This window comes from Pseudomonas sp. SF2, assembly GCF_036858055.1.
Taxonomy (GTDB): Bacteria; Pseudomonadota; Gammaproteobacteria; order Pseudomonadales; family Pseudomonadaceae; genus Aquipseudomonas.
This window is the reverse complement of sequence record NZ_JAMBDI010000009.1, coordinates 257,589-277,700: the sequence shown is the minus strand read 5'-3', so window position 1 is coordinate 277,700 and position 20,112 is coordinate 257,589. Positions and strand designations below refer to the sequence as shown.

Annotated in this window: 17 protein-coding genes; 10 read left to right on the top strand and 7 right to left on the bottom strand. The window is 64.5% G+C overall.

Annotated elements, in window-relative coordinates:
- Positions 1–12: 12 nt before the first annotated feature.
- Positions 13–2,334 carry a penicillin-binding protein 1B gene (mrcB, locus tag M2S36_RS07040; RefSeq protein ID WP_333956868.1) on the bottom strand — a complete coding sequence of 774 codons (2,322 nt, stop codon included), beginning with the start codon at positions 2,332–2,334 and terminating at the stop codon, positions 13–15.
- A gap of 116 nt (positions 2,335–2,450) precedes the next feature.
- On the opposite strand from mrcB, the gene M2S36_RS07035 reads away from it, so the two are divergent.
- Positions 2,451–4,013, top strand: coding sequence for a bifunctional aminoglycoside phosphotransferase/ATP-binding protein (locus tag M2S36_RS07035; RefSeq protein WP_333956867.1), 1,563 nt, complete (start codon positions 2,451–2,453; stop codon positions 4,011–4,013).
- A gap of 240 nt (positions 4,014–4,253) precedes the next feature.
- Positions 4,254–4,532 (top strand): TfoX/Sxy family protein, encoded by a 279-nt coding sequence (locus tag M2S36_RS07030; protein ID WP_207834408.1) that lies wholly within the window; start codon positions 4,254–4,256, stop codon positions 4,530–4,532.
- Between the two features lie 178 nt (positions 4,533–4,710).
- Here M2S36_RS07030 and M2S36_RS07025 read toward each other — a convergent pair whose 3' ends face one another.
- The 4 genes from M2S36_RS07025 to M2S36_RS07010 form a co-directional block, all read right to left on the bottom strand.
- The gene (locus M2S36_RS07025) at positions 4,711–5,592 is read right to left on the bottom strand and encodes a ChaN family lipoprotein (RefSeq protein WP_333956866.1); all 882 of its coding nucleotides are present in this window, start codon (positions 5,590–5,592) and stop codon (positions 4,711–4,713) included.
- A gap of 87 nt (positions 5,593–5,679) precedes the next feature.
- Positions 5,680–6,447 (bottom strand): heme ABC transporter ATP-binding protein, encoded by a 768-nt coding sequence (locus tag M2S36_RS07020; RefSeq protein WP_207834396.1) that lies wholly within the window; start codon positions 6,445–6,447, stop codon positions 5,680–5,682.
- The gene (locus tag M2S36_RS07015) at positions 6,447–7,430 is read right to left on the bottom strand and encodes a FecCD family ABC transporter permease (protein WP_207834452.1); all 984 of its coding nucleotides are present in this window, start codon (positions 7,428–7,430) and stop codon (positions 6,447–6,449) included. The genes M2S36_RS07020 and M2S36_RS07015 overlap by 1 nt, the downstream gene beginning before the upstream one ends.
- 50 nt (positions 7,431–7,480) lie before the next feature.
- Entirely contained in the window at positions 7,481–8,365 is an 885-nt protein-coding gene (locus M2S36_RS07010; RefSeq protein WP_233687393.1) for a heme/hemin ABC transporter substrate-binding protein, read from the bottom strand.
- A 148-nt stretch (positions 8,366–8,513) separates the two neighbouring features.
- On the opposite strand from M2S36_RS07010, the gene M2S36_RS07005 reads away from it, so the two are divergent.
- Positions 8,514–8,858 carry a Rieske (2Fe-2S) protein gene (locus tag M2S36_RS07005; RefSeq protein WP_207834384.1) on the top strand — a complete coding sequence of 115 codons (345 nt, stop codon included), beginning with the start codon at positions 8,514–8,516 and terminating at the stop codon, positions 8,856–8,858.
- On the opposite strand, the gene sfsA is transcribed toward M2S36_RS07005, so the two are convergent.
- Positions 8,821–9,534 (bottom strand): DNA/RNA nuclease SfsA, encoded by a 714-nt coding sequence (gene sfsA / locus M2S36_RS07000; protein WP_207834381.1) that lies wholly within the window; start codon positions 9,532–9,534, stop codon positions 8,821–8,823. The two genes, M2S36_RS07005 and sfsA, sit on opposite strands and share 38 nt — an antisense overlap.
- Complete coding sequence (locus M2S36_RS06995; RefSeq protein ID WP_063911773.1) at positions 9,534–10,706, bottom strand: pyridoxal phosphate-dependent aminotransferase; 1,173 nt, start codon at positions 10,704–10,706, stop codon at positions 9,534–9,536. The genes sfsA and M2S36_RS06995 overlap by 1 nt, the downstream gene beginning before the upstream one ends.
- Positions 10,707–10,916: 210 nt before the next feature.
- Between M2S36_RS06995 and dksA the strand changes: the two genes are divergently transcribed.
- The 7 genes from dksA to folK all read left to right on the top strand — a co-directional run bounded on the left by dksA (position 10,917) and on the right by folK (position 20,006).
- On the top strand, positions 10,917–11,360 hold the full coding sequence (dksA, locus tag M2S36_RS06990) for an RNA polymerase-binding protein DksA (protein WP_025340685.1): 444 nt from the start codon (positions 10,917–10,919) through the stop codon (positions 11,358–11,360).
- A gap of 64 nt (positions 11,361–11,424) precedes the next feature.
- Positions 11,425–12,312 (top strand): tRNA glutamyl-Q(34) synthetase GluQRS, encoded by an 888-nt coding sequence (gluQRS, locus tag M2S36_RS06985; protein WP_233694646.1) that lies wholly within the window; start codon positions 11,425–11,427, stop codon positions 12,310–12,312.
- Positions 12,313–12,557: 245 nt separating this feature from the next.
- The gene (locus M2S36_RS06980; protein ID WP_003250005.1) at positions 12,558–12,734 is read left to right on the top strand and encodes a hypothetical protein; all 177 of its coding nucleotides are present in this window, start codon (positions 12,558–12,560) and stop codon (positions 12,732–12,734) included.
- A complete protein-coding gene (locus tag M2S36_RS06975; RefSeq protein ID WP_207834379.1) occupies positions 12,718–15,693 on the top strand; it encodes a sensor histidine kinase in 2,976 nt (991 codons plus the stop codon). Before M2S36_RS06980 ends, M2S36_RS06975 begins: the two co-directional genes overlap by 17 nt.
- A 4-nt stretch (positions 15,694–15,697) precedes the next feature.
- Entirely contained in the window at positions 15,698–17,140 is a 1,443-nt protein-coding gene (locus M2S36_RS06970) for a sigma-54-dependent transcriptional regulator (protein WP_063911775.1), read from the top strand.
- Between the two features lie 1,001 nt (positions 17,141–18,141).
- Positions 18,142–19,530, top strand: a complete 1,389-nt coding sequence (locus M2S36_RS06965) for a polynucleotide adenylyltransferase PcnB (RefSeq protein WP_039615244.1) — start codon at positions 18,142–18,144, stop codon at positions 19,528–19,530.
- Positions 19,527–20,006: a 2-amino-4-hydroxy-6-hydroxymethyldihydropteridine diphosphokinase gene (folK, locus tag M2S36_RS06960; RefSeq protein WP_207834378.1), complete on the top strand. Its 480-nt coding sequence runs from the start codon at positions 19,527–19,529 to the stop codon at positions 20,004–20,006. Before M2S36_RS06965 ends, folK begins: the two co-directional genes overlap by 4 nt.
- The last annotated feature ends 106 nt before the right edge of the window (positions 20,007–20,112 follow it).

The following is a 20,112-nucleotide window of genomic DNA, read 5'->3' as shown; positions in this document are numbered from 1 at the left end:
TGCAGCCTGTGCTTAATTCATCCAGCCCTTGACCCAGTCCATGACCGATTCAACTGGATCCTGCTCGCCGCCACAGGTCGCGCCGGCGGGCGGTTCACTGCCGCGAATATACGGCATCTGCACCGCTCCCGGACAGCTGCCATCAGACCCATGGCCACTGTATGGGTCGATCCAGGCCTGCACCACGTTATCCGGTTGCGGCATGTCCAGCGGCAGCGGGTCGGCCTTTTTCATGAAGCTGGTCCACACTTGCAGGGCACCGGTGGCGCCGGTAAATGGCGTTTTGCCGTTATCGTCACGGCCCATCCACACCACCGCCAGCAGGTCCTGGCTGAAGCCGGAGAACCAGCTGTCGCGCGAATCGTTACTGGTACCGGTCTTGCCCGCCAGGGTGAGGTTGCGCGGCAACGTGTTGTATACCGAGCGGCCGGTGCCCTCGCGCATCACCCGCTGCATGGCGTTCTGCACCAGGTAGATGGCCCCCGGGTCGAAGGTTTGCTGGATCTGGAACGGGTAGCGCTTGAGCGGCTCACCTTCGGCGGTGAGCACGCTGCGGATACCGCGCATCGGGGTGTTGAAGCCGCCGTTGGCGATGGTCTGGTACATGGTCGCGACCTGCATCGGCGACATGCCGCCGGCACCCAGCAGCATGGCCGGGAACGCCGGCCAGTCGACATTCACGCCCAGCCGGCCAATGGTCTTGATCACGTTGGGCACGCCCACTTCCAGGCCGATCTTGGCAGTCGACAGGTTGTAGGAGTTGGCCAGACCCTGATACAGATAGATGGTGCCATGCGGGCGGCGGTCATAGTTTTGCGGGCGCCAGACCTGGCCATCGGCACCTTTGACCGAGAACGGTTCGTCCTGCACCCAGCTGGTCAGGGTGTACTTGGTCGGTTGCTCCAGCGCGGTCAGGTACACCGCCGGCTTGACCAGCGAGCCGATCGGCCGCACGGCATCGATGGCGCGGTTGAAGCCGGCGAAGCCGGCCTGGCGGCTGCCGATCAGCGCCTGCACTTCACCGGTTTCCGGGTTGGTCACGACCATCGCCGACTCCACCTCGTCAGCGCCCTTGCGGCCCGCCAGGCGCTTGAAGGTCTCGCTCATCGAGGTTTCGGCCTTCATCTGCAGGATCGGGTCGAAGCTGGTGAAGATGCGCAGGCCTTCTTCGGTCAGGTCTTCATCGCGGTAGTCCTGGCGCAGCTGACGCTTGACCAGGTCGAGGAAGGCCGGGAACGAGCTGTCGGCCAGGCTGCCACGCTTGGTCACGCCCAGCGGCATCTTCTTCGCGGCATCGACTTCTGCCTGGCTGGCCACGCCCTGCTCGGCCACCAGATCGAGCACCAGGTTGCGGCGGGCCAGGGCGCGGTCAGGGTAGCGACGCGGGTTGTAGTAGGACGGCCCCTTGACCATGCCCACCAACAAGGCGATCTGGTGCAGTTTCAGCTCCGACAGCGGTTGGCTGAAGAAGAACTGGCTGGCAAGGCCGAAGCCGTGCACCGCACGCTGGCCATCCTGGCCGACGAACACCTCGTTGAGGTAGGCCTCGAGGATCTCGCGTTTGTCGTAGTGCAGTTCCAGCAGCACAGCCATCATCGCTTCGGTCAGCTTGCGGCTGAGGCTACGCTCGCTGGTGAGGTAGAAGTTCTTCACCAACTGCTGGGTCAGGGTACTGCCCCCCTGGCGCATGGAACCTGCCGAGGTGTTGACCCACATGGCGCGGGCGATGGACTTGGGCGACACCCCGAAGTGGCTGTAGAAGTCGCGGTCTTCCGTCGCCACCAGGGTTTCGAGCAGGTACGGCGGCACCTGGTCGATCTTGATCAGGATGCGGTCTTCGAGGTTTTTCGGGTAGATGCCGCCGATCATCAGCGGCTCCAGGCGCACTACGTCGAGCGTCTTGCCGTTGGCGCCGGAAAGGCCCGCCACGTAATCGCCGGAGAAGCGCACACGCACGAACTGCGCCGGCTCCAGGCCCTCGTAGAACTGGAAGCCACGGGTATTGAGCTCGACGGTATTGCCGTTGACTGCCGCCGCCCCCGGGCCGTTGGCCGCGCTTTCACGCCGGTAACCGAGCGCGTCCAGCTCGGTGAGGAAGTCGTTCTTGCTCAGTTTCTGGCCGGTGAACAGTTCCAGCGGCCGGGCATACACCTTGGCCGGGATGGTCCAGCGCTTGCCGGAAAACTTCTCCTGGACGATGGCATCGAGGTAAACCGCGAAGCCGGCGACGATCACCAGGCCGACCAGGCTGAGCTTCAAAGCCCAGCCCAGCCAGGCGCGGGAGCGGCCGGTCGGGCGTTTCTGAGGGGTACGGGGATTTCGGGTTCGGGTCATGACGGCGGATTATACGCACTTTATAAAGGCTGGGCAGACGCCCCCGGCGGTAGGCAGGGACGGCACCATTGACCATAATGGCGCATTCGAATTCCCTGCCCCCGGAAGGATTTCCCGTGAGCCAAGCCCTTATCACTGCGTTGCAGAACCCAGCCCTGTACCCTCACCCCGTGGATGGGTTCCAGCTCATCGAGACGCATATCTCCTGGGTATTGCTCACCGGCGAGTATGCCTACAAGGTCAAGAAACCGATGAACTTCGGCTTCCTCGACTTCACCAGCCTGGACCAGCGCCAGCATTTCTGTAACGAGGAATTGCGCCTGAACCAGCGCCTGACCGACGGCCTGTACCTGGAAGTGTTGCCGATCACCGGCAGCGTTGACGCACCACAGATCGGTGGTGAAGGCGAAGCCATCGAATACGTGCTGAAGATGCGCCAGTTCCCCCAGGGGCAGATGCTCAACACCCTGCAGGCCAATGGCGAGCTGAATGCTGCGCACATCGACCAGATGGCCCGGCAGATCGCCGAATTCCATCTGCAGGCCCCGCGTGTGCCGGTGGAGCACCCACTGGGCACACCAGACAGCGTGATGGCGCCGGTGGAGCAGAACTTCGAGCAGATTCGCCCGTTCCTCAGCGACAAGGCCGACCTGCAACAGCTCGACGCCCTGCAGGCCTGGGCACGCAGCAGTTTCGAGCGCCTGCATGGCCTGCTGGAAAAGCGCAAGGCCAATGGTTTCATCCGTGAATGCCACGGTGACATCCACTTGGGCAACGCCACCCTGATCGATGGCAAGGTGGTGATCTTCGACTGCATCGAGTTCAACGAACCGTTCCGCCTGACCGACGTGTATGCCGACACCAGCTTCCTGGCCATGGACCTGGAAGACCGTGGCCTGAAATGCCTGGCCCGGCGCTTCATCAGCCAGTACCTGGAACTGACCGGCGACTACGAAGGCCTGGAACTGCTCAACTTCTACAAAGCCTACCGCGCGCTGGTGCGGGCCAAGGTGGCGCTGTTCAGCATGCCGGCCGATGCCGATGGCGTGCAGCGCGCCACCACCCTGCGCACCTACCGCAACTATGCCAACCTGGCAGAAAGCTACAGCGCCATCCCGTCGCGCCTGCTGGCCATTACCCACGGCGTTTCGGCAGTGGGCAAAAGCCACGTGGCCATGCGCATGGTCGAGGCCCTGGGTGCCGTCCGCGTGCGTTCGGACGTGGAGCGCAAGCGCCTGTTCGGCGAACAGCAGCAGGCTGACGCTGGTCAGCTGAGTACCGGCATCTATGACCAGGACGCCAGTGTCGCAACTTACCAGCGCCTGCACGAGGTGGCGGCGACCGTGCTGCGTGCCGGCTTCCCGGTGGTGCTGGATGCCACCTACCTCAAGCGTGAACAGCGCCAGGCCGCAGCGGACATCGCCAGCCAGACCGGGGTGCCGTTCCTGATCCTCGACTGCCATGCGCCGGATGCGGTCATCGCCAGCTGGCTGGAGCAGCGCCAGGCAGAAAACACCGACCCGTCGGATGCCACCCTGGAAGTGGTCAAGGCCCAGCAGGCCAGCCGTGAGCCGCTGGATGCACAGGAACTGGTGCAGAGCACCCGCGTCAATACCCAGAATGCCGGTAGCATGGACCAGGTGATCGAGCAGATTCGCCAGCGCCTGCCTGGCCTGTAAGCTCAGCGTTTTCCTGGGCCGACCTCTTCGCGAGTGAACCCGCTCCCACAAGGTTATCTGCAAGCCTCACGACTGACGCAGTACCTGTGGGAGCGGGCAAGCCCGCGAAGAGGCCGGCACAGGACATCTCGTCGCCCCCGATGGCAAAAGGCCGCGCATTTCCTAACCCCCGCTACACTCCTCTCTGACCTGCTCGCGATTTATCCCCCAATCCCCGTTCAGCCATCGCAAGGAGGCTCGATGAACGATGAATTGCAGCATCTGAAGAACCTTGGCAAGACCTCTGCGCAGTGGCTGCATGCAGCCGGCATCCACAGCGCATCGGATCTGCGCCGCCTGGGCGCGGTGGGTGCGTACCAGGCCGTGAAGACACGAGGGTTCCGCGCATCGAAGGTGCTGTTGTATGCCATTGAAGGCGCCCTGCTGGACATGCACTGGAACGATTTGCCACTCGAACGCAAAGAAGCGCTCAACCAACAACTGGATGCGAAAAGCCCTGCGCAAAAAAATAAAAAATAATCACAGGAAAGGGATTGACGCCGAAATGAGAATCGTTATGATTATCACAACTGGTCGCGAGACTGGTTGGATAAGCTAAGAGCCCCTGGTTCGGACTCTCAGATTATCTCCTCATCAGGCTAATCACGGTTATTGACCCGGCAATTTGCCGGGTCTTTTTTTGCCCTTTGCAGCCCTGTCACCGCAGTTGCGCGCAATAGTCCTGCTCCGGCATCGCTGCTGTGTACCACACATAATCAGCCTCGCCCGTGTCGACCTGCTCACCCACCTCGGCCAGCAGCAGTACCTTGCTCTCCCCTTGTGCTTGCAGGTCAGCCAGGTGCAACGGCACCCCCAGGTCCTTGCGCACGTGATAAGCCCCGGCCAACAGCAGTGCCGGCTGCGGCGCCGCCAGCAAGCGCTCGGCCATGCGCCGGTCGCGCTGCTGCTGCACGGCCAGCATTGCCGGCAACTGGCTTTCTGGCAGCATCCCGCAATGCCCGACGCGCACTTGCTCCAGCAGGGCGGCCTTGACCGTCGGCGCATTGGACCGTTCGCCCGGTAACGAAGGCGGCTGTCGATAGGCCTGGCGCATCTCGCCGGGTGAGAGGTTGGCGGCCAGCAAAGGCACCCGCTGCTGCAAGGCTTCAGTCACGATTGGCCCGTACAGCTGCCAATCCCAGCCATCCTGCCAGGCCAGGGCCTTGGGCAGGTCTGCCGGCAAAGGTTGCCCCGCGAGCTTGTCCAGCAGCGGTTGCTGCTCGGGCTGCAGCATTTCCAGCAGCAGGCTGCCCTGCGCGCGCTGGCCTTGCAAGACGCGCAGCAGCCACAGCTGCAGCGCGTGATGGTCGGGGTTGTCGTGTTTCTCGCCGACCAGCACCCGGGGGGCGGCAGACAGGTGCTGCACCAGCTGCTCAGGGCTGATCAGCTGGCCACTGGCAAGATCAACGATATGTCCCAGCTCGGCATGGCTGCGCCCTTCACTACTCTGCCAAGCGGGCAGCGGTGGCAGGCTGGCCTGGCAGCCACCCAGTACCAGTACCAGGCCCAGCGAGAAAGCGGACAGCAGCGGATGTCGCATTGGGCAGTACCTCCATGTCATTCAACAATGTATAGGCCTGCACCAGCTCTTGTGGGAGCGCACGCCTCGGCGTCTTGAATACCCACATCAACGGGTGATGATCAGCGGATGGCCACGCTCCGGGTGCGCCTGAACCAGTACATCGATCCCGTATACCGCCTTCAACGCCGCCGGCGTCAGCACGGCTTCGGGCGCTGCAAAGGCATGGCAGCGCCCCTGCTCCAGCAGCAGGATACGGTCACAGTAGCGCGCCGCCAGGTTCAGGTCATGCAGGATCACCAGCACCGCGGCGCCACGGTCGGCAAAGCGGCGCACGGCTTCCAGGGTGGTGTGCTGGTGCAGCGGGTCGAGCATCGAGGTCGGCTCGTCGAGCAGCAGCGTAGTGCCTGCTTCGCCCGGCCACAGCTGCGCCAGCACCCTGGCCAGGTGCACCCTTTGCCGCTCGCCGCCAGACAATGCCAGGTAACTGCGCTCTACCAGGTGCCAGGCATCCGCCGCCCGCAAGGCCGCCTCGACGATTTCCGCGTCGCGCCGCTGCCCGGTGCCATGGGGCATGCGCCCCATGCCCACCACTTCCTCGACCCGGAACGAGAACCCCAGGCTGGACACCTGCGGCAACACCGCCAGGCGCCTGGCCCGTTCCGGCCCGGCCCAGTCGGCCAGTGGCCTGCCCTGTAGCGTCACCCGCCCGCGATCGGGCGCCAGCTCACCACACAGCACACCCAGCAGGCTGCTCTTGCCGGCACCGTTGGGGCCGAGCACGCCTACCACCTGCCCCGGGCTCAGCTGCAGATGAATGTCATGCAGCACTTCGTTGCTGCCCCGCCGCAAGTGCAGGCCCTCGGCTTGCAACATCAGCTGCGTCCTCGTATCAGCAAGAAAAGGAAGAACGGCGCACCGATAAAGGCCGTGACGATGCCAATCGGCAGCTCGGCAGGCGCCAGCAGCAGCCGCGCCGCCAAATCGGCGAACAGCATCAGCACGCCGCCGGCCAACAAGGAAGCTGGCAGCACCACACGATGATCAGGCCCGGCCAGCAGGCGTACCAGGTGCGGCACCACCAGGCCGATGAAGCCGATCAGCCCGGCAGCGGCCACCGCCGCACCCACACCCAGCGCCGTGCAGAACACCAGCTCGCGCTTGAGTCGCTCCACATCGATGCCCAGGTGGCGCGCCTCCGACTCACCCAGCAGCATGGCATTCAGCGCCTTGGCCCGGCGTGGCAGCCATACCGCCACACCCGCTGCCACCAGCAGCAACGGCCATAGCCGCTGGTAACTGGCACCGTTGAGGCTGCCCAGGTTCCAGAAGGTCAGCGTACGCAGGGTGGCATCGTCGGCCAGGTAGGAAAACAACCCCACGGCAGCACCGCCCAGCGCGGTCATGGCCACACCGGCCAGCAGCATCGTGGCAACGTTGGTCTGACCGTCGCGCCGCCCCAGGCGATAGACCAGCGCAGTCACACCCAGCCCGCCGATGAAAGCGCACAGCGACAACAGGTAAGGGGCAAGCATATCCGGCATGCCGCCCAGCCAGCTGCCGCCAACGATGGCCACCGCCGCGCCCACCGCCGCACCGGCGGCAACCCCTACCAGCCCGGGGTCGGCCAACGGGTTACGGAATAGCCCCTGCATGGCCACCCCGGACAACGCCAGCACCGCGCCCACCGCCAACCCCAGCAAGGTGCGCGGCAGGCGGATCTGGCCGAGGATCATCTCGGCCTGCTGCAGGCCATCAGCGGCGATGGGCAGCCCGAGCAGGCGCAGGCCGGCACGCAGGGTATCGAACAGCGGCAGGCTGACCGGCCCCAGGGCCAATGACAACCAGACCGCCAACAGGCACAACAGGCTCAGGCAGATTAACAGCGTGCGTGGCTGGACCCGCTGCTTCATTGAGCGAGGCTGGCCTTGGCAGCCGGGTAGAAGGTGGCCGCCAGCGACTGCAGGGTTGCCGGCAGGCGCGGCCCGAGCCCGCCGACCAGCAGCGTCGGGTCAAGCGACACCAGGCGCTTTTCGCGCACGGCGCGCGAGGCCGCCAGTGCGGGGTTCTCTTTCAGCAACGCCTGCAAGGCCTGCTCATCGGCCAGCGCCCGGTCGGAAAACACGATCACATCCGGGTCCAGCGCCGCCAGTGCTTCGCTGGAGAAATTCCTGTAGCCCTGATGTTCTGCCAGGTTGCGCCCGCCTGCCTGGCTCAGTAGCCAGTCACCGGCGGTGCCCTGCCCGGCGATCAGCGGCCTGGCCCCGGCATGCCCGACCAGTAGCAACACCCCTGGCGCCTTCTGTCCGGCCTGGGCCTGCCTGACCTTGGCCTGCAAGGCATCGAGCTTCTGGTGGTAGCCCGACGCCAACACCGCGGCTTGCTGTTCGGCGCCCAGCAACTGCCCCAGGTGCTTGAGGTTTTCATCCACCGCCGCCAGTTCGGCCTTGCTGGAGAACAGTTCGACCCGCACGCCAGCCTTGCGGATTTGCGCCAATACTGGTGGCGGGCCCATTTCCTCGGTGCCTACCAGCACATCCGGGCGCAGGCTGAGAATGCCTTCCGCCGACAGCTGCCGCTGGTAGCCAACGCTGGGCAGTGACTTGAGCGATGACGGGTGCTGGCTGGTGGTGTCCACCCCCACCAACCGCGCCTCACCGCCCAACGCGCTGATCCATTCGCTCAGTGCGCCACCAGCGCTGACCCAACGCTGCGGCGTCTCGGCCGCCAAGGCCTGGTTGGAGAGCACAAGGCTTGCGCACAGGACGAGCAAGGCGACAGGATGGCGCATCATCGGGTTCCTTCTGCAGGCGGGCCGCACGCCTTGTGGCGGGCGACGGAACTGCGCACCATAGGCAGCCGGGCGCAGCGAATGCGGGCAATTTGATAATTATTCGCATTGATGCGTCAAGCCACCCCTTGTTTCACGAGTCGTCGTTGCCATGCACTTCCTTTGTACCTCCCACGGCCTGGCCGAAGGCCAAGGCCGCGCCTTCAGCGTAGACGGCATCGAACTGTTCGGTGTGCGCCGCCAGGGCCAGGTGTACCTCTACCGCAACCGTTGCCCGCACCGTGGCATCCCGCTGAACTGGGCAGAGGATGCGTTTCTCGATGACAGCGCCAGCCTGATCCATTGCGCCCATCATGGCGCGCTGTTCCTGATCGAAAGCGGCGAATGCGTGGCCGGGCCGTGCGAGGGCGAGCAACTGCAGGCCCTGGGCTGCCACGAGGACAGCCAGGGCATCTGGTTCAAGGGGTCAGCAGCACCGGCAGGCGGCGGTCGATGACGATGCCTTCGGCGTCCAGGCGCGTACCGTAGGCCAGCACCTCCACCCCTTCCGCCACCGCCGCGCGCAGGGCCTGGGCATAGGCCGCATCGATTTCCTCGGCCGGGCGCACGGCGTCGACAGCGGTCAGGTTCACGCAATACAGCTGCACCGCCCGTACGCCCTGCCTGGCCAGCTTCGCCAGCTCGCGCAGGTGCTTGGCACCGCGCTGGGTCACCGCATCAGGGAAGGCCGCGACCGTGCTGTCGGGGTAACCCAGGGTCACGCTCTTGACCTCGACATAGGCCGGGGCACCGTCGAACTCCAGACGAAAGTCGATGCGGCTGCCCTCCTCACCGTAAGCCACCTCACGCCTGAGCGCGCTGAAACCGGCCAGTTCGGCGATGATGCCGGCACGCAGGGCCTCTTCGACCAGCGGATTGGCCCGCCCGGTATTCACACAGGCCAGCCGCCCCTGCGGGGTTTCGCTGATTTCCCAGGTGCCCGGCAATTTGCGCCTGGGGTCGTTGGAGCGGCTGAACCACACCTGCCCGCCTTCACGCATGCAGTTGAGCATGGAGCCGGTGTTCGGGCAGTGAATGGTTAGCTGCTCGCCGCCGGGCAGTTCGATATCCGCCAGAAAGCGCTTGTAGCGGCGCAGCAGGCGGCCCTGTTCGAGTGGGGGATGGAATTGCATCAGCCTTGCCAGCTCCGCAGGCCGCGGGCAATCCGCTGCACCGCCTCTTCCAGGCGCGGCAGGCTCTGGGTGTAGGCAAAACGCACATGGTGCCCGGCCAGGTGGCGGCCGAAGTCCAGGCCCGGGGTGAAGGCCAGGTGCTCGGTCTCCAGGAAGTGCCGGCAGAAGGCGAACGCGTCACCGCCAAAGGCACTGATGTCGGCATACAGGTAGAACGCCCCCTGCGGCTCGACGGCAATGCGGAAGCCCAGTTCGCGCAGGGCGGGCAACAGGTAGTCGCGACGGCGGGCGAACTCGGCGCGGCGCTCCTCGAAAATGGCCAGGGTTTCGGGCTGGAAACACGCCAGCGCGGCATGCTGGGCCATGCTTGGCGCACTGATGTACAGGTTTTGTGCCAGCTTCTCCAGGTCGGCCACCGCGCCAGGGGGCGCTACCAGCCAGCCGAGGCGCCAACCGGTCATGCCGAAATACTTGGAAAAACTATTCAGGACGAATGCCGAGTCGTCCACTTCCAGCACGCTGGGTGCGTCCATGCCATAGGTCAGCCCGTGGTAGATCTCGTCCACTACCAGGTGGCCATGCCGTTCGCGGGTAGCGTGGGACAGGCTGGCAAGCTCGTCACGCCCCAGCACGGTGCCGGTCGGGTTGGCCGGCGAGGCGACCAGGGCACCGACCGTGTCCTTGTCCCAGTAGCGGTCGACAAGGTCGGCGGTCAGCTGGTAGTTCACATCCGGGCCCACCGGCACCAACTGCGCCCCGCCCTCGACCAGGCGCAGGAAGTGGCGGTTGCACGGGTAGCCCGGGTCGGCCAGCAGCCAGTGCTTGCCCGGGTCGACCAGCAGGCTGCTGGCCAGCAATAGCGCACCAGAGCCACCCGGGGTGATGAGGATGCGTTCAGGGTCGATACTCAGGCCATAACGCTGACCATAGAAGCCGGCAATGGCTTCGCGCAGCGCCGGCAGGCCGCGTGCGGCGGTGTAGCGGGTGTGCCCGGCGGCCAGTGCCGCCTGGCCCGCGGCAACGATGGGCGCGGCCGTGGTGAAGTCCGGTTCGCCGATTTCCAGGTGAATCACGTCGTGTCCGGCCGCCTGCAGCTCGTTGGCCCGGGCCAGCAACGCCATGACGTGGAAGGGTTCGATGGCGCGGCTGCGCGCACTGTAGGGGTGGGCCATGACCTTCTCTCAAATGGGTCTAAACTGGAGATTCTACCTCTGCACGCTACCGAACGTGCGGCTCACGCCGCTGTCAATTACCAGGATAGGGCGGGGTAGCGCACCCCTGATCTATCTGGTAAGTTCGGCGGCTCGCAGTCGCAGGGCCGGCGGGTGCCGGAGATGGAGCAGCCTGCGCATTGGATCAGATGAGTGAGAGGCGGTCTATTCATGTCCACCGTAGAAAAGCAAAAAGCCCAGACCATGTACGGTGTCGAGCCCTACGTAGAAACCAAGGGTGAAGAGTACATGGGCGAGCCCATGAAAAAGCACTTCACCAAGCTTCTCGGCGCCTGGAAGCAAGAGCTGATGAACAGTGTCGACCGCACTGTGGACCACATGAAGGACGAGGCAGCCAACTTCCCCGACCCGGCCGACCGCGCCAGCCAGGAAGAAGAATTCGCCCTGGAGCTGCGCAACCGCGATCGCGAGCGCAAGCTGATCAAGAAAATCGACAAGACCCTCGACAAGATCAAGGCCGACGAGTACGGCTGGTGCGAATCGTGCGGCATCGAGATCGGCCTGCGTCGCCTGGAGGCACGCCCTACCGCCGACCTGTGCTTCGACTGCAAGGAAATCGCCGAGAAAAAGGAAAAAACGGTCGGCAAAGGCTGATCTTCCTTTCCACCTGAACGGGGCGCATCATGCGCCCCGTTTCATTTATATGCCCAGCCTGACCATGACCGACTCCAGCTACATCGGGCGTTTTGCCCCCACCCCCAGCGGCTTCCTGCACTTTGGCTCGCTGGTCGCCGCCCTCGCCTCCTGGCTCGATGCCCGCGCCGTCAACGGCCGCTGGCTGCTGCGCATGGAAGACACCGACCCACCCCGGGAAATGCCCGGTGCCCGTGATGCGATCCTGCAGACCCTGGAGCGCTACGGCCTGGAGTGGGATGGCGAAGTGGTGTTCCAGAGCCAGCGGCACGATGCCTATGCCGCGGTGGTCGACCGCCTGTTCAACATGGGCCTGGCCTACGCCTGCACCTGCTCGCGCAAGCAGCTGGAGGGTTACAACGGTATCTACCCAGGCCTGTGCCGCAACGCCGGGCATGCCCGTGAAGGTGCGGCAATCCGCTTGCGCGTGCCGGAGCTGATCTACCGCTTTACCGACCGGGTGCAGGGCGAGTACCAGCAACACCTGGGGCGTGAGGTGGGCGACTTCGTCATCCAGCGCCGCGACGGGCTGTATGCCTACCAGCTGGCGGTGGTGCTGGACGATGCCTGGCAAGGTGTTACCGACATCGTGCGTGGCGCCGACCTGCTCGACAACACCCCGCGCCAGCTGTACCTGCAAGAGTTGCTGGGCTTCTCGCAGCCGCGTTACCTGCATATTCCGCTGATCGTGCAGCCGGACGGGCACAAGCTGGGCAAGTCGTACCGCTCGCCGCCGCTGCAGGCAGACCAGGCGACACCGCTGTTGCTGCGGGCGTTGCGGGCGCTGGGGCAGGAAACAGACCCCGAGTTGTTGCTGGCAACGCCGGCTGAGGTATTGGCGGTAGCCCGCAAGCAGTGGCGGCCCGAGGCGATTGCGCAGCGGACCACGGTGCCAGAGGCTGATTTGCGCTGAGGCAGGCCCGGCCCTTTCGCGGGTGAACCCGCTCCCACAGGGTCCTCACCAAACCTGAGGAAAGCGCATTACCTGTGGGAGCGGGTTCACCCGCGAAGAGGCCGGCACAGGTAGCCCACCCCTCAAAAACAAAAGCCCAATAAATTCAACCTCTTGGCGAACCCCATGGATTCCCGCTAGCATCCCCCCAGCCATTTGCGCCAATAATAAGTCCAAGCCCGCAGCGCCCAACCATCGAGGCCAGCATGTACATCTATCGTTTGGTCCTGCTTCTGGTCGTGGGGATCTACCTGTTCTCCCCGGCCATCATGGACTGGTGGATCGAACCGACCGGAGCCTGGTATCGCCCTTACCTGCTCTGGCTGATCCTGATCGTCGTCACCTTCATCCTGCAGAGCCAACGAGATGCCGATGAGCTTTAGCCTGACCCAGATGATCCTGATCAGCGCCGCGTACCTCATGGTGCTGTTCGGCGTGGCCTGGATCAGCGAGCGGGGGCTGATCCCGCGTTCTATCATTCGCCACCCGCTGACCTACACCCTGTCGTTGGGCGTGTACGCCAGCGCCTGGGCCTTCTATGGTTCGGTGGGCCTGGCCTACCAGTACGGCTACGGCTTCCTTGCCTGTTACCTGGGGGTGTCCGGCGCGTTCCTGCTGGCGCCAGTGCTGCTCTACCCGATCCTCAAGATCACCCGTACCTACCAGCTCTCCTCGCTGGCCGACCTGCTGGCGTTCCGCTTCCGCAGCACCTGGGCCGGGGCGCTGACCACCATCATCATGCTGATCGGCGTGCTGCCCTTGCTGGCCCTGCAGATCCAGGCGGTGGCCGATTCGATCAGCATCCTCACCGGCGAGCCGGTCAAGGCCCGGGTGGCCTTCGCCTTCTGTACGCTGATCATCCTGTTCACCATCTTCTTCGGCTCGCGGCACATCGCCACACGCGAAAAGCACGAAGGGCTGGTGTTCGCCATTGCCTTCGAGTCGGTGATCAAGCTGCTGGCCCTGGGCGGTATCGGCCTGTACGCCTTGTATGGCGTGTTTGGCGGCCCGCACGAACTGGAAGTGTGGCTGTTGCAGAACCAGACCGCCCTGGCTGCCCTGCATACCCCACTGCAGGAAGGCCCATGGCGCACCCTGCTGCTGGTGTTCTTCGCCTCGGCCATCGTCATGCCGCACATGTACCACATGGCCTTCACCGAAAACCTCAACCCGCGCTCGCTGGTCAGCGCCAGCTGGGGCCTGCCGCTGTTCCTGCTGCTGATGAGCCTGGCCGTGCCGCTGGTGCTGTGGGCCGGCCTGCGCCTGGGCGCCAGCACCAACCCCGAGTACTTCACCCTGGGCCTGGGCATTGCCGCCAACAACCAGGCACTGGCGCTGCTGGCCTACATCGGCGGCTTGTCGGCCGCCAGCGGGTTGATCATCGTCACCACCCTGGCGCTGTCAGGCATGGCCCTCAACCACCTGGTGCTGCCGCTGTACCAGCCGCCGGCCGAAGGCAACATCTACCGCTGGCTGAAGTGGACCCGCCGTGCGCTGATCGTCGCCATCATCACCGCCGGGTTCATGTTCTACCTGACCCAGAACAACCACCAGAGCCTGGCCAACCTGGGCATCGTCGCCTTCGTCGCCACGTTGCAGTTCCTGCCGGGCGTGCTGTCGGTGCTGTACTGGCCGACTGCCAATCGCCGCGGCTTCATCGCCGGCCTGCTGGCCGGCACCCTGGTGTGGATGGTGACCATGCTGCTGCCGCTGCTGGGCAACCTGCAGGGCTTCTACATCCCGCTGCTGGACATGATCTACGTGCTGGACGACACCAGCTGGCACATGGCGGCCATCGCCTCGCTGGCGGCCAACGTGCTGTTGTTCACCCTGATTTCGCTGTTCACCAACGCCAGCAACGAAGAGGTCAGCGCCGCCGAAGCCTGCGCGGTGGACAACGTGCGCCGCCCGCAACGCCGCGAGCTGCATGCCGCCTCGCCACAGGAGTTCGCCACCCAGCTGGCCAAGCCGCTGGGCGCCAAGGCCGCGCAGAAGGAAGTGGAGCAGGCCCTGCGCGACCTCTACCTGCCGTTCGACGAGCGCCGCCCCTACGCCTTGCGCCGCCTGCGCGACCGCATCGAAGCCAACCTGTCCGGCCTGATGGGGCCAAGCGTGGCCCAGGACATGGTCGAGACCTTCCTGCCGTACAAGTCCGGTAACGAAAACTACGTGACCGAGGACATCCACTTCATCGAAAGCCGCCTGGAAGACTACCACTCGCGCCTGACCGGCCTGGCCGCCGAGCTCGACGCCCTGCGTCGCTACCACCGCCAGACCCTGCAGGAACTGCCCATGGGCGTCTGCTCGCTGGCCAAGGACCAGGAAATCCTGATGTGGAACAAGGCCATGGAAGAGCTCACCGGCATCGCCGCCAAGCACGTGGTCGGCTCGCGCCTGGTCACCATCGACGAACCTTGGCGCGGCCTGCTGCAAGGCTTCATCAACGTGCCCGACGAGCACCTGCACAAGCAGCGCCTGGCGCTGGACGGCCAGCCGCGTTGGCTGAACCTGCACAAGGCCGCTATCGACGAGCCGCTGGCCCCGGGTAACAGCGGCCTGGTGCTGCTGGTGGAGGACCTTACCGAAACCCAGGCGCTGGAGGACAAGCTGGTGCACTCCGAGCGCCTGGCCAGCATCGGCCGCCTGGCCGCCGGCGTGGCCCACGAGATCGGCAACCCGATCACCGGCATCGCCTGCCTGGCGCAGAACCTGCGCGAGGAGCGTGAGGGCGATGGCGAAATCATCGAGCTATCCAGCCAGATTCTCGAACAGACCAAGCGGGTATCGCGCATCGTCCAGTCGCTGATGAGCTTCGCCCATGCCGGCGGCAGCCACCAGAACAGCGAAGAGCCGGTATGCCTGGCCGAAGTGGCGCAGGACGCCATCGGTCTGCTGGCGTTGAACCGGCGCAATTTCGAAGTACAGTTCTTCAACCTCTGCGACCCGGAGCACTGGGCCGAAGGGGACCCGCAGCGCCTGGCCCAGGTGCTGATCAATCTGCTCTCCAACGCCCGCGATGCCTCGCCGCCCGGCAGCGCCGTGCGCGTGCGCAGCGAAGTCAGCGAACACACCGTCGACCTGATCGTCGAGGATGAGGGCAGCGGGATACCGAAGAACATCATGGACCGCCTGTTCGAACCCTTCTTCACCACCAAGGACCCGGGCGAAGGAACCGGACTGGGGCTCGCTCTGGTCTATTCCATCGTGGAAGAGCATTATGGGCAAATCACCATCGACAGCCCGGCCGATATCGAACGGCAACGTGGCACCCGGATCCGCGTGACCCTGCCCCGGCATGTCGTAGCGACGTCCCCTGAAATTCGAGACCGTCGAGAGAATTGAATCAATGCCGCACATTCTGATCGTCGAAGACGAAACCATCATCCGCTCGGCCTTGCGTCGTCTGCTCGAGCGGAACCAGTACCAGGTCAGCGAAGCCGGCTCGGTGCAGGAAGCCCAGGAACGCTTCAGCATTGCCACCTTCGACCTGATCGTCAGCGACCTGCGCCTGCCAGGCGCGCCCGGCACCGAACTGATCAAGCTCGGCCAAGGCACCCCGGTGCTGATCATGACCAGCTACGCCAGCCTGCGCTCGGCGGTAGACTCGATGAAAATGGGCGCGGTGGACTACATTGCCAAGCCCTTCGACCACGACGAGATGTTGCAAGCCGTGGCGCGCATCCTGCGCGATCGGCAGAATGCCCCGGCCACCGCACCGGCGGCCGAGCCACGCGCCACCAATGGCAAGGCCGCCCCGGCCGACAAAGGCAGCGCGGCAGCCGCCAATGGCGAAATCGGCATCATCGGCTCGTGCCCGCCGATGCAGGACATGTACAGCAAGATCCGCAAAGTCGCGCCCACCGACTCCAACGTGCTGATCCAGGGCGAGTCGGGCACCGGTAAAGAGCTGGTCGCACGCGCCCTGCACAACCTGTCGCGCCGGGCCAAGGCACCGATGATTTCGGTGAACTGCGCGGCTATCCCCGAGACACTCATCGAGTCCGAACTGTTCGGCCACGAAAAAGGCGCGTTCACCGGCGCCAGCGCCGGGCGTGCCGGCCTGGTGGAGGCCGCCGATGGCGGTACGCTGTTCCTCGACGAAATCGGCGAACTGCCGCTGGAAGCCCAGGCCCGCCTGCTGCGCGTGCTGCAGGAAGGCGAGATTCGCCGGGTAGGTTCGGTACAGTCGCAAAAGGTCGATGTGCGCCTGATCGCCGCGACCCACCGTGACCTGAAGAACCTGGCCAAGGCCGGCCAGTTCCGTGAAGACCTGTATTACCGCCTGCACGTGATCGCCCTGAAACTGCCTGCACTGCGCGAGCGCGGCAGCGACGTAAACGAGATCGCCAGCGCCTTCCTCGCACGCCAGAGTGCGCGCATCGGCCGCGACGACCTGCACTTCTCGGCCGAAGCCGAGCAGGCCATTCGTCACTACAGCTGGCCGGGTAACGTGCGAGAGCTGGAAAACGCCGTTGAGCGTGCGGTGATCCTCAGCGAGAGCGCAGAAATTTCCGCCGACCTGCTGGGCATCGACATCGAACTGGGCGACCTGGAGGACGACGAAATCCTCGACAACGCCCTGGCCGTGGCCAGTGCGGCCAATGCCAGCCATGAGCCGACCGAGGACTTGTCGCTGGAGGACTACTTCCAGCACTTCGTGCTCGAGCACCAGGACCACATGACCGAGACCGAGCTGGCCCGCAAGCTCGGGGTCAGCCGCAAGTGCCTGTGGGAACGTCGCCAGCGCCTGGGCATCCCGCGGCGCAAGAGCAACGCTACCAGCGAGTAACTCAACCTGCCCGCCACCGTACGCCGCAGCCTATGTGGCGCCTGTGAGATCGAGCGCCACCCGCGCGGCGCTTCGCGGGGCAAGCCCGCTCCCACATCTGTTTCGGGCCAATCATTCGCCAGATGGGTTGCAGCCTTGGTGCATGGCTGAAGATTGATGAAGAGCTGTCGCGCCCCCCCTTGATATCGAATGGAACAGACAAGGCGGGCAGAGGAGACCTCACAGGAGTGACTGGCCCGAAACAGATGTGGGAGCGGCCTTGTGCCGCGAAGCGCCGCGCGGGCGGCGCTCGATCTCACAGGCGCTGAACGTGTCACGGCGAACACCCAGGTAACACCTCAGTCCCCGCAAAAATCTGTTACCCACCCTTTCCGCCGTAACAGTTCCCGAGGCGTACGGTAACGAAATTTCGACATTTTCGACCCCTGAAAAACTGCTCACCACCTCCAACCCATTGATTTTACTGGGTTTCAAAAAGTTGGCACGGCACCTGCTATATGTCTGGTACAAGAACAATAACAAGCACTGCAACTCAGAATAAGAACAAGACGAAACGGCTCACGCACAATAAAAACAAGACGGCGGAGGCGCAGCTAACTGATTCTTTTGGAGAGGATGCGTGTTTGGGGCTTGCCCCACAACCAGGCAGAGAACAACAAAAACTGCACTAAAAAGCAGCGCCTGAACTGGTTGGATCGACAGATCAACGTGACATCAGCGACCAAAGCAATCCGTTTGCTCTTAACCCCTGGATTGGGGGTCGTCCACAAGCTTCGAGATTTGTGGACAGGGCACTCAACAAAAACAAGAAGCCCAGCAAAAAAACAATAAGAGCACGCAACGACTTCTTGGGGAGCTTAGGCTCCCCTTGTCGTTTCTACCCTTCCGGCAGGCATCCCGCTACCCGCCTACACCATTCCTTGAGTAAATGCTAGAATCCCCGCCCATCATGCGGCCATTCTCCTATTCTTGGCCGAACATTCCTTCAAACAGTGCATCCCATGCTGAAGAAGCTGTTCCAGTCGTTTCGCCCGCCCGTACCGGGCCCGCACCACAGGCGCACCACGCCTGAGGTGATCAACAAGAGCCAGCACTCGCTGCAGCGCCACCAGTTCAGCCGCCACGCGGTGAACATCGTGGAGCGCCTGCAGAGCGCCGGCTACCAGGCTTACCTGGTCGGTGGCTGTGTCCGCGACCTGATGCTGGGCATCACGCCGAAAGACTTCGACGTCGCCACCAGTGCCACCCCCGAACAGGTCCGTGCCGAGTTCCGCAACGCGCGCATCATTGGTCGCCGCTTCAAGCTGGTCCACGTGCATTTCGGCCGTGAGATCATCGAAGTCGCCACCTTCCGCGCCCACCATTCGGAAGACGACCAGGGCGACAGCCACCGTTCGTCGCACAATGCCAGTGGCCGCATCCTGCGTGACAACGTATACGGCACCCTGGAAGAAGACGCGCAACGTCGCGACTTCACCATCAATGCCCTGTACTACGACCCGGTCAGCGAGCGCATCCTCGACTACGCCAATGGCGTGCACGATATCCGCAACCGTCTGCTGCGCCTGATCGGTGACCCTACCCACCGCTACCAGGAAGACCCGGTGCGCATGCTGCGCGCGGTGCGTTTCGCCGCCAAGCTCGACTTCGGCATCGAAAAGCACACGGTCCAGCCGATTCGCGAACTGGCCCCGCTGTTGCGCGAGATTCCGCCAGCGCGCCTGTTCGAAGAGAGCCTCAAGCTGTTCCTTTCCGGCCAGGGCGCCATCGTCTTCGAAATGCTGGTCGACCTGCAGTTGTTCGAGCCGCTGTTCCCGGCCAGTTCGCATGCCCTGGACGAGCGCCCGACCTACACCCACACGCTGATCAGCCAGGCGCTGAACAACACCGACCTGCGCGTGAAGCAAGGCAAACCGGTAACCCCAGCGTTCCTCTTCGCCGCGCTGCTGTGGCCAGCCCTGCCGGCCCGCGTGCTGCACCTGCAGAACCAGGGCGTGCCGCCGATCCCGGCCATGAACGGTGCGGCCCACGACCTGATCGCCGAGCAATGCGCGCGCATCGCCATCCCCAAGCGCTTCACCCTGCCGATCCGCGAGATCTGGGACATGCAGGAGCGCCTGCCACGCCGCAGCGGCAAGCGCGCCGACGTGCTGCTGGACAACCCGCGCTTCCGTGCCGGTTACGACTTCCTGCTGCTGCGGGAAAGCGCCGGGGAAGAAACCGACGACCTCGGCCAGTGGTGGACCGACTACCAGGATGCCAACGACAGCGAGCGCCGCGAGATGATCCGCGAGCTGGGCAGCCGCGACGAAGGCACCGGCGCCGGCCCGCGCAAACGCAAGCGTAGCGGTGGCAAACGCAAGCGCAGTGGCGACGAGGCGTTCGAGTGAGTACCCGCGCCTATATCGGCCTGGGCAGCAACCTGGACGCACCTGCCGAGCAGCTGCGCAGCGCCTTGCAGGCCCTCGACCAGGTCGAAGCCACGCGGCTGGTGGCTGCCTCGGCCCTGTACACCAGCGATTCGCTGCTGCCCGGCCAGCCGCGCTATACCAACGCCGTCGCTGCGCTGGACACTGCCCTGCCGCCGCTGGCCCTGCTCGATGCACTGCAGGCCATCGAGAACGGTCAGGGCCGCGTGCGCAAGGAGCGCTGGGGCCCGCGCACACTGGACCTGGACATCCTGCTGTTCGGCGACCAGGTGCTCGACGAGCCGCGCCTGAAAGTGCCGCATTACCACATGCATGCCCGGCCTTTCGTGCTGTACCCACTGGCCGAACTGGTACCGGGCGATTTCCGTCTGGCCGATGGCCGCGCCCTCGCGCAACTGCTCGACAACTGCCCGTTCGTCGGCCTGGAACGCCTGTAAACCGGGCGTTCCAGCCTTGCACACTGGCGCGGTAACGCCAGTAACACCCTGATCGTAACAATGCGGTAACAGGGTGATTGACTTCCCCCACCTCGCTCACGACTAT

What these genes read in the sequence shown, in the direction of transcription:
- M2S36_RS07025 (WP_333956866.1), bottom strand. Translation starts at nt 5,592, where the DNA reads ATGCGACATCCGCTGCTGTCCGCTTTCTCGCTGGGCCTGGTACTGGTA.
- M2S36_RS07010 (WP_233687393.1), bottom strand. Translation starts at nt 8,365, where the DNA reads ATGATGCGCCATCCTGTCGCCTTGCTCGTCCTGTGCGCAAGCCTTGTG.
- gluQRS (WP_233694646.1), top strand. Translation starts at nt 11,425, where the DNA reads ATGACCGACTCCAGCTACATCGGGCGTTTTGCCCCCACCCCCAGCGGC.
- M2S36_RS06965 (WP_039615244.1), top strand. Translation starts at nt 18,142, where the DNA reads ATGCTGAAGAAGCTGTTCCAGTCGTTTCGCCCGCCCGTACCGGGCCCG.
- M2S36_RS06995 (WP_063911773.1), bottom strand. Translation starts at nt 10,706, where the DNA reads ATGGCCCACCCCTACAGTGCGCGCAGCCGCGCCATCGAACCCTTCCAC.
- M2S36_RS07020 (WP_207834396.1), bottom strand. Translation starts at nt 6,447, where the DNA reads ATGTTGCAAGCCGAGGGCCTGCACTTGCGGCGGGGCAGCAACGAAGTG.
- M2S36_RS06980 (WP_003250005.1), top strand. Translation starts at nt 12,558, where the DNA reads ATGTACATCTATCGTTTGGTCCTGCTTCTGGTCGTGGGGATCTACCTG.
- dksA (WP_025340685.1), top strand. Translation starts at nt 10,917, where the DNA reads ATGTCCACCGTAGAAAAGCAAAAAGCCCAGACCATGTACGGTGTCGAG.
- M2S36_RS06970 (WP_063911775.1), top strand. Translation starts at nt 15,698, where the DNA reads ATGCCGCACATTCTGATCGTCGAAGACGAAACCATCATCCGCTCGGCC.
- M2S36_RS07030 (WP_207834408.1), top strand. Translation starts at nt 4,254, where the DNA reads ATGAACGATGAATTGCAGCATCTGAAGAACCTTGGCAAGACCTCTGCG.
- M2S36_RS07005 (WP_207834384.1), top strand. Translation starts at nt 8,514, where the DNA reads ATGCACTTCCTTTGTACCTCCCACGGCCTGGCCGAAGGCCAAGGCCGC.
- sfsA (WP_207834381.1), bottom strand. Translation starts at nt 9,534, where the DNA reads ATGCAATTCCATCCCCCACTCGAACAGGGCCGCCTGCTGCGCCGCTAC.
- M2S36_RS06975 (WP_207834379.1), top strand. Translation starts at nt 12,718, where the DNA reads ATGCCGATGAGCTTTAGCCTGACCCAGATGATCCTGATCAGCGCCGCG.
- mrcB (WP_333956868.1), bottom strand. Translation starts at nt 2,334, where the DNA reads ATGACCCGAACCCGAAATCCCCGTACCCCTCAGAAACGCCCGACCGGC.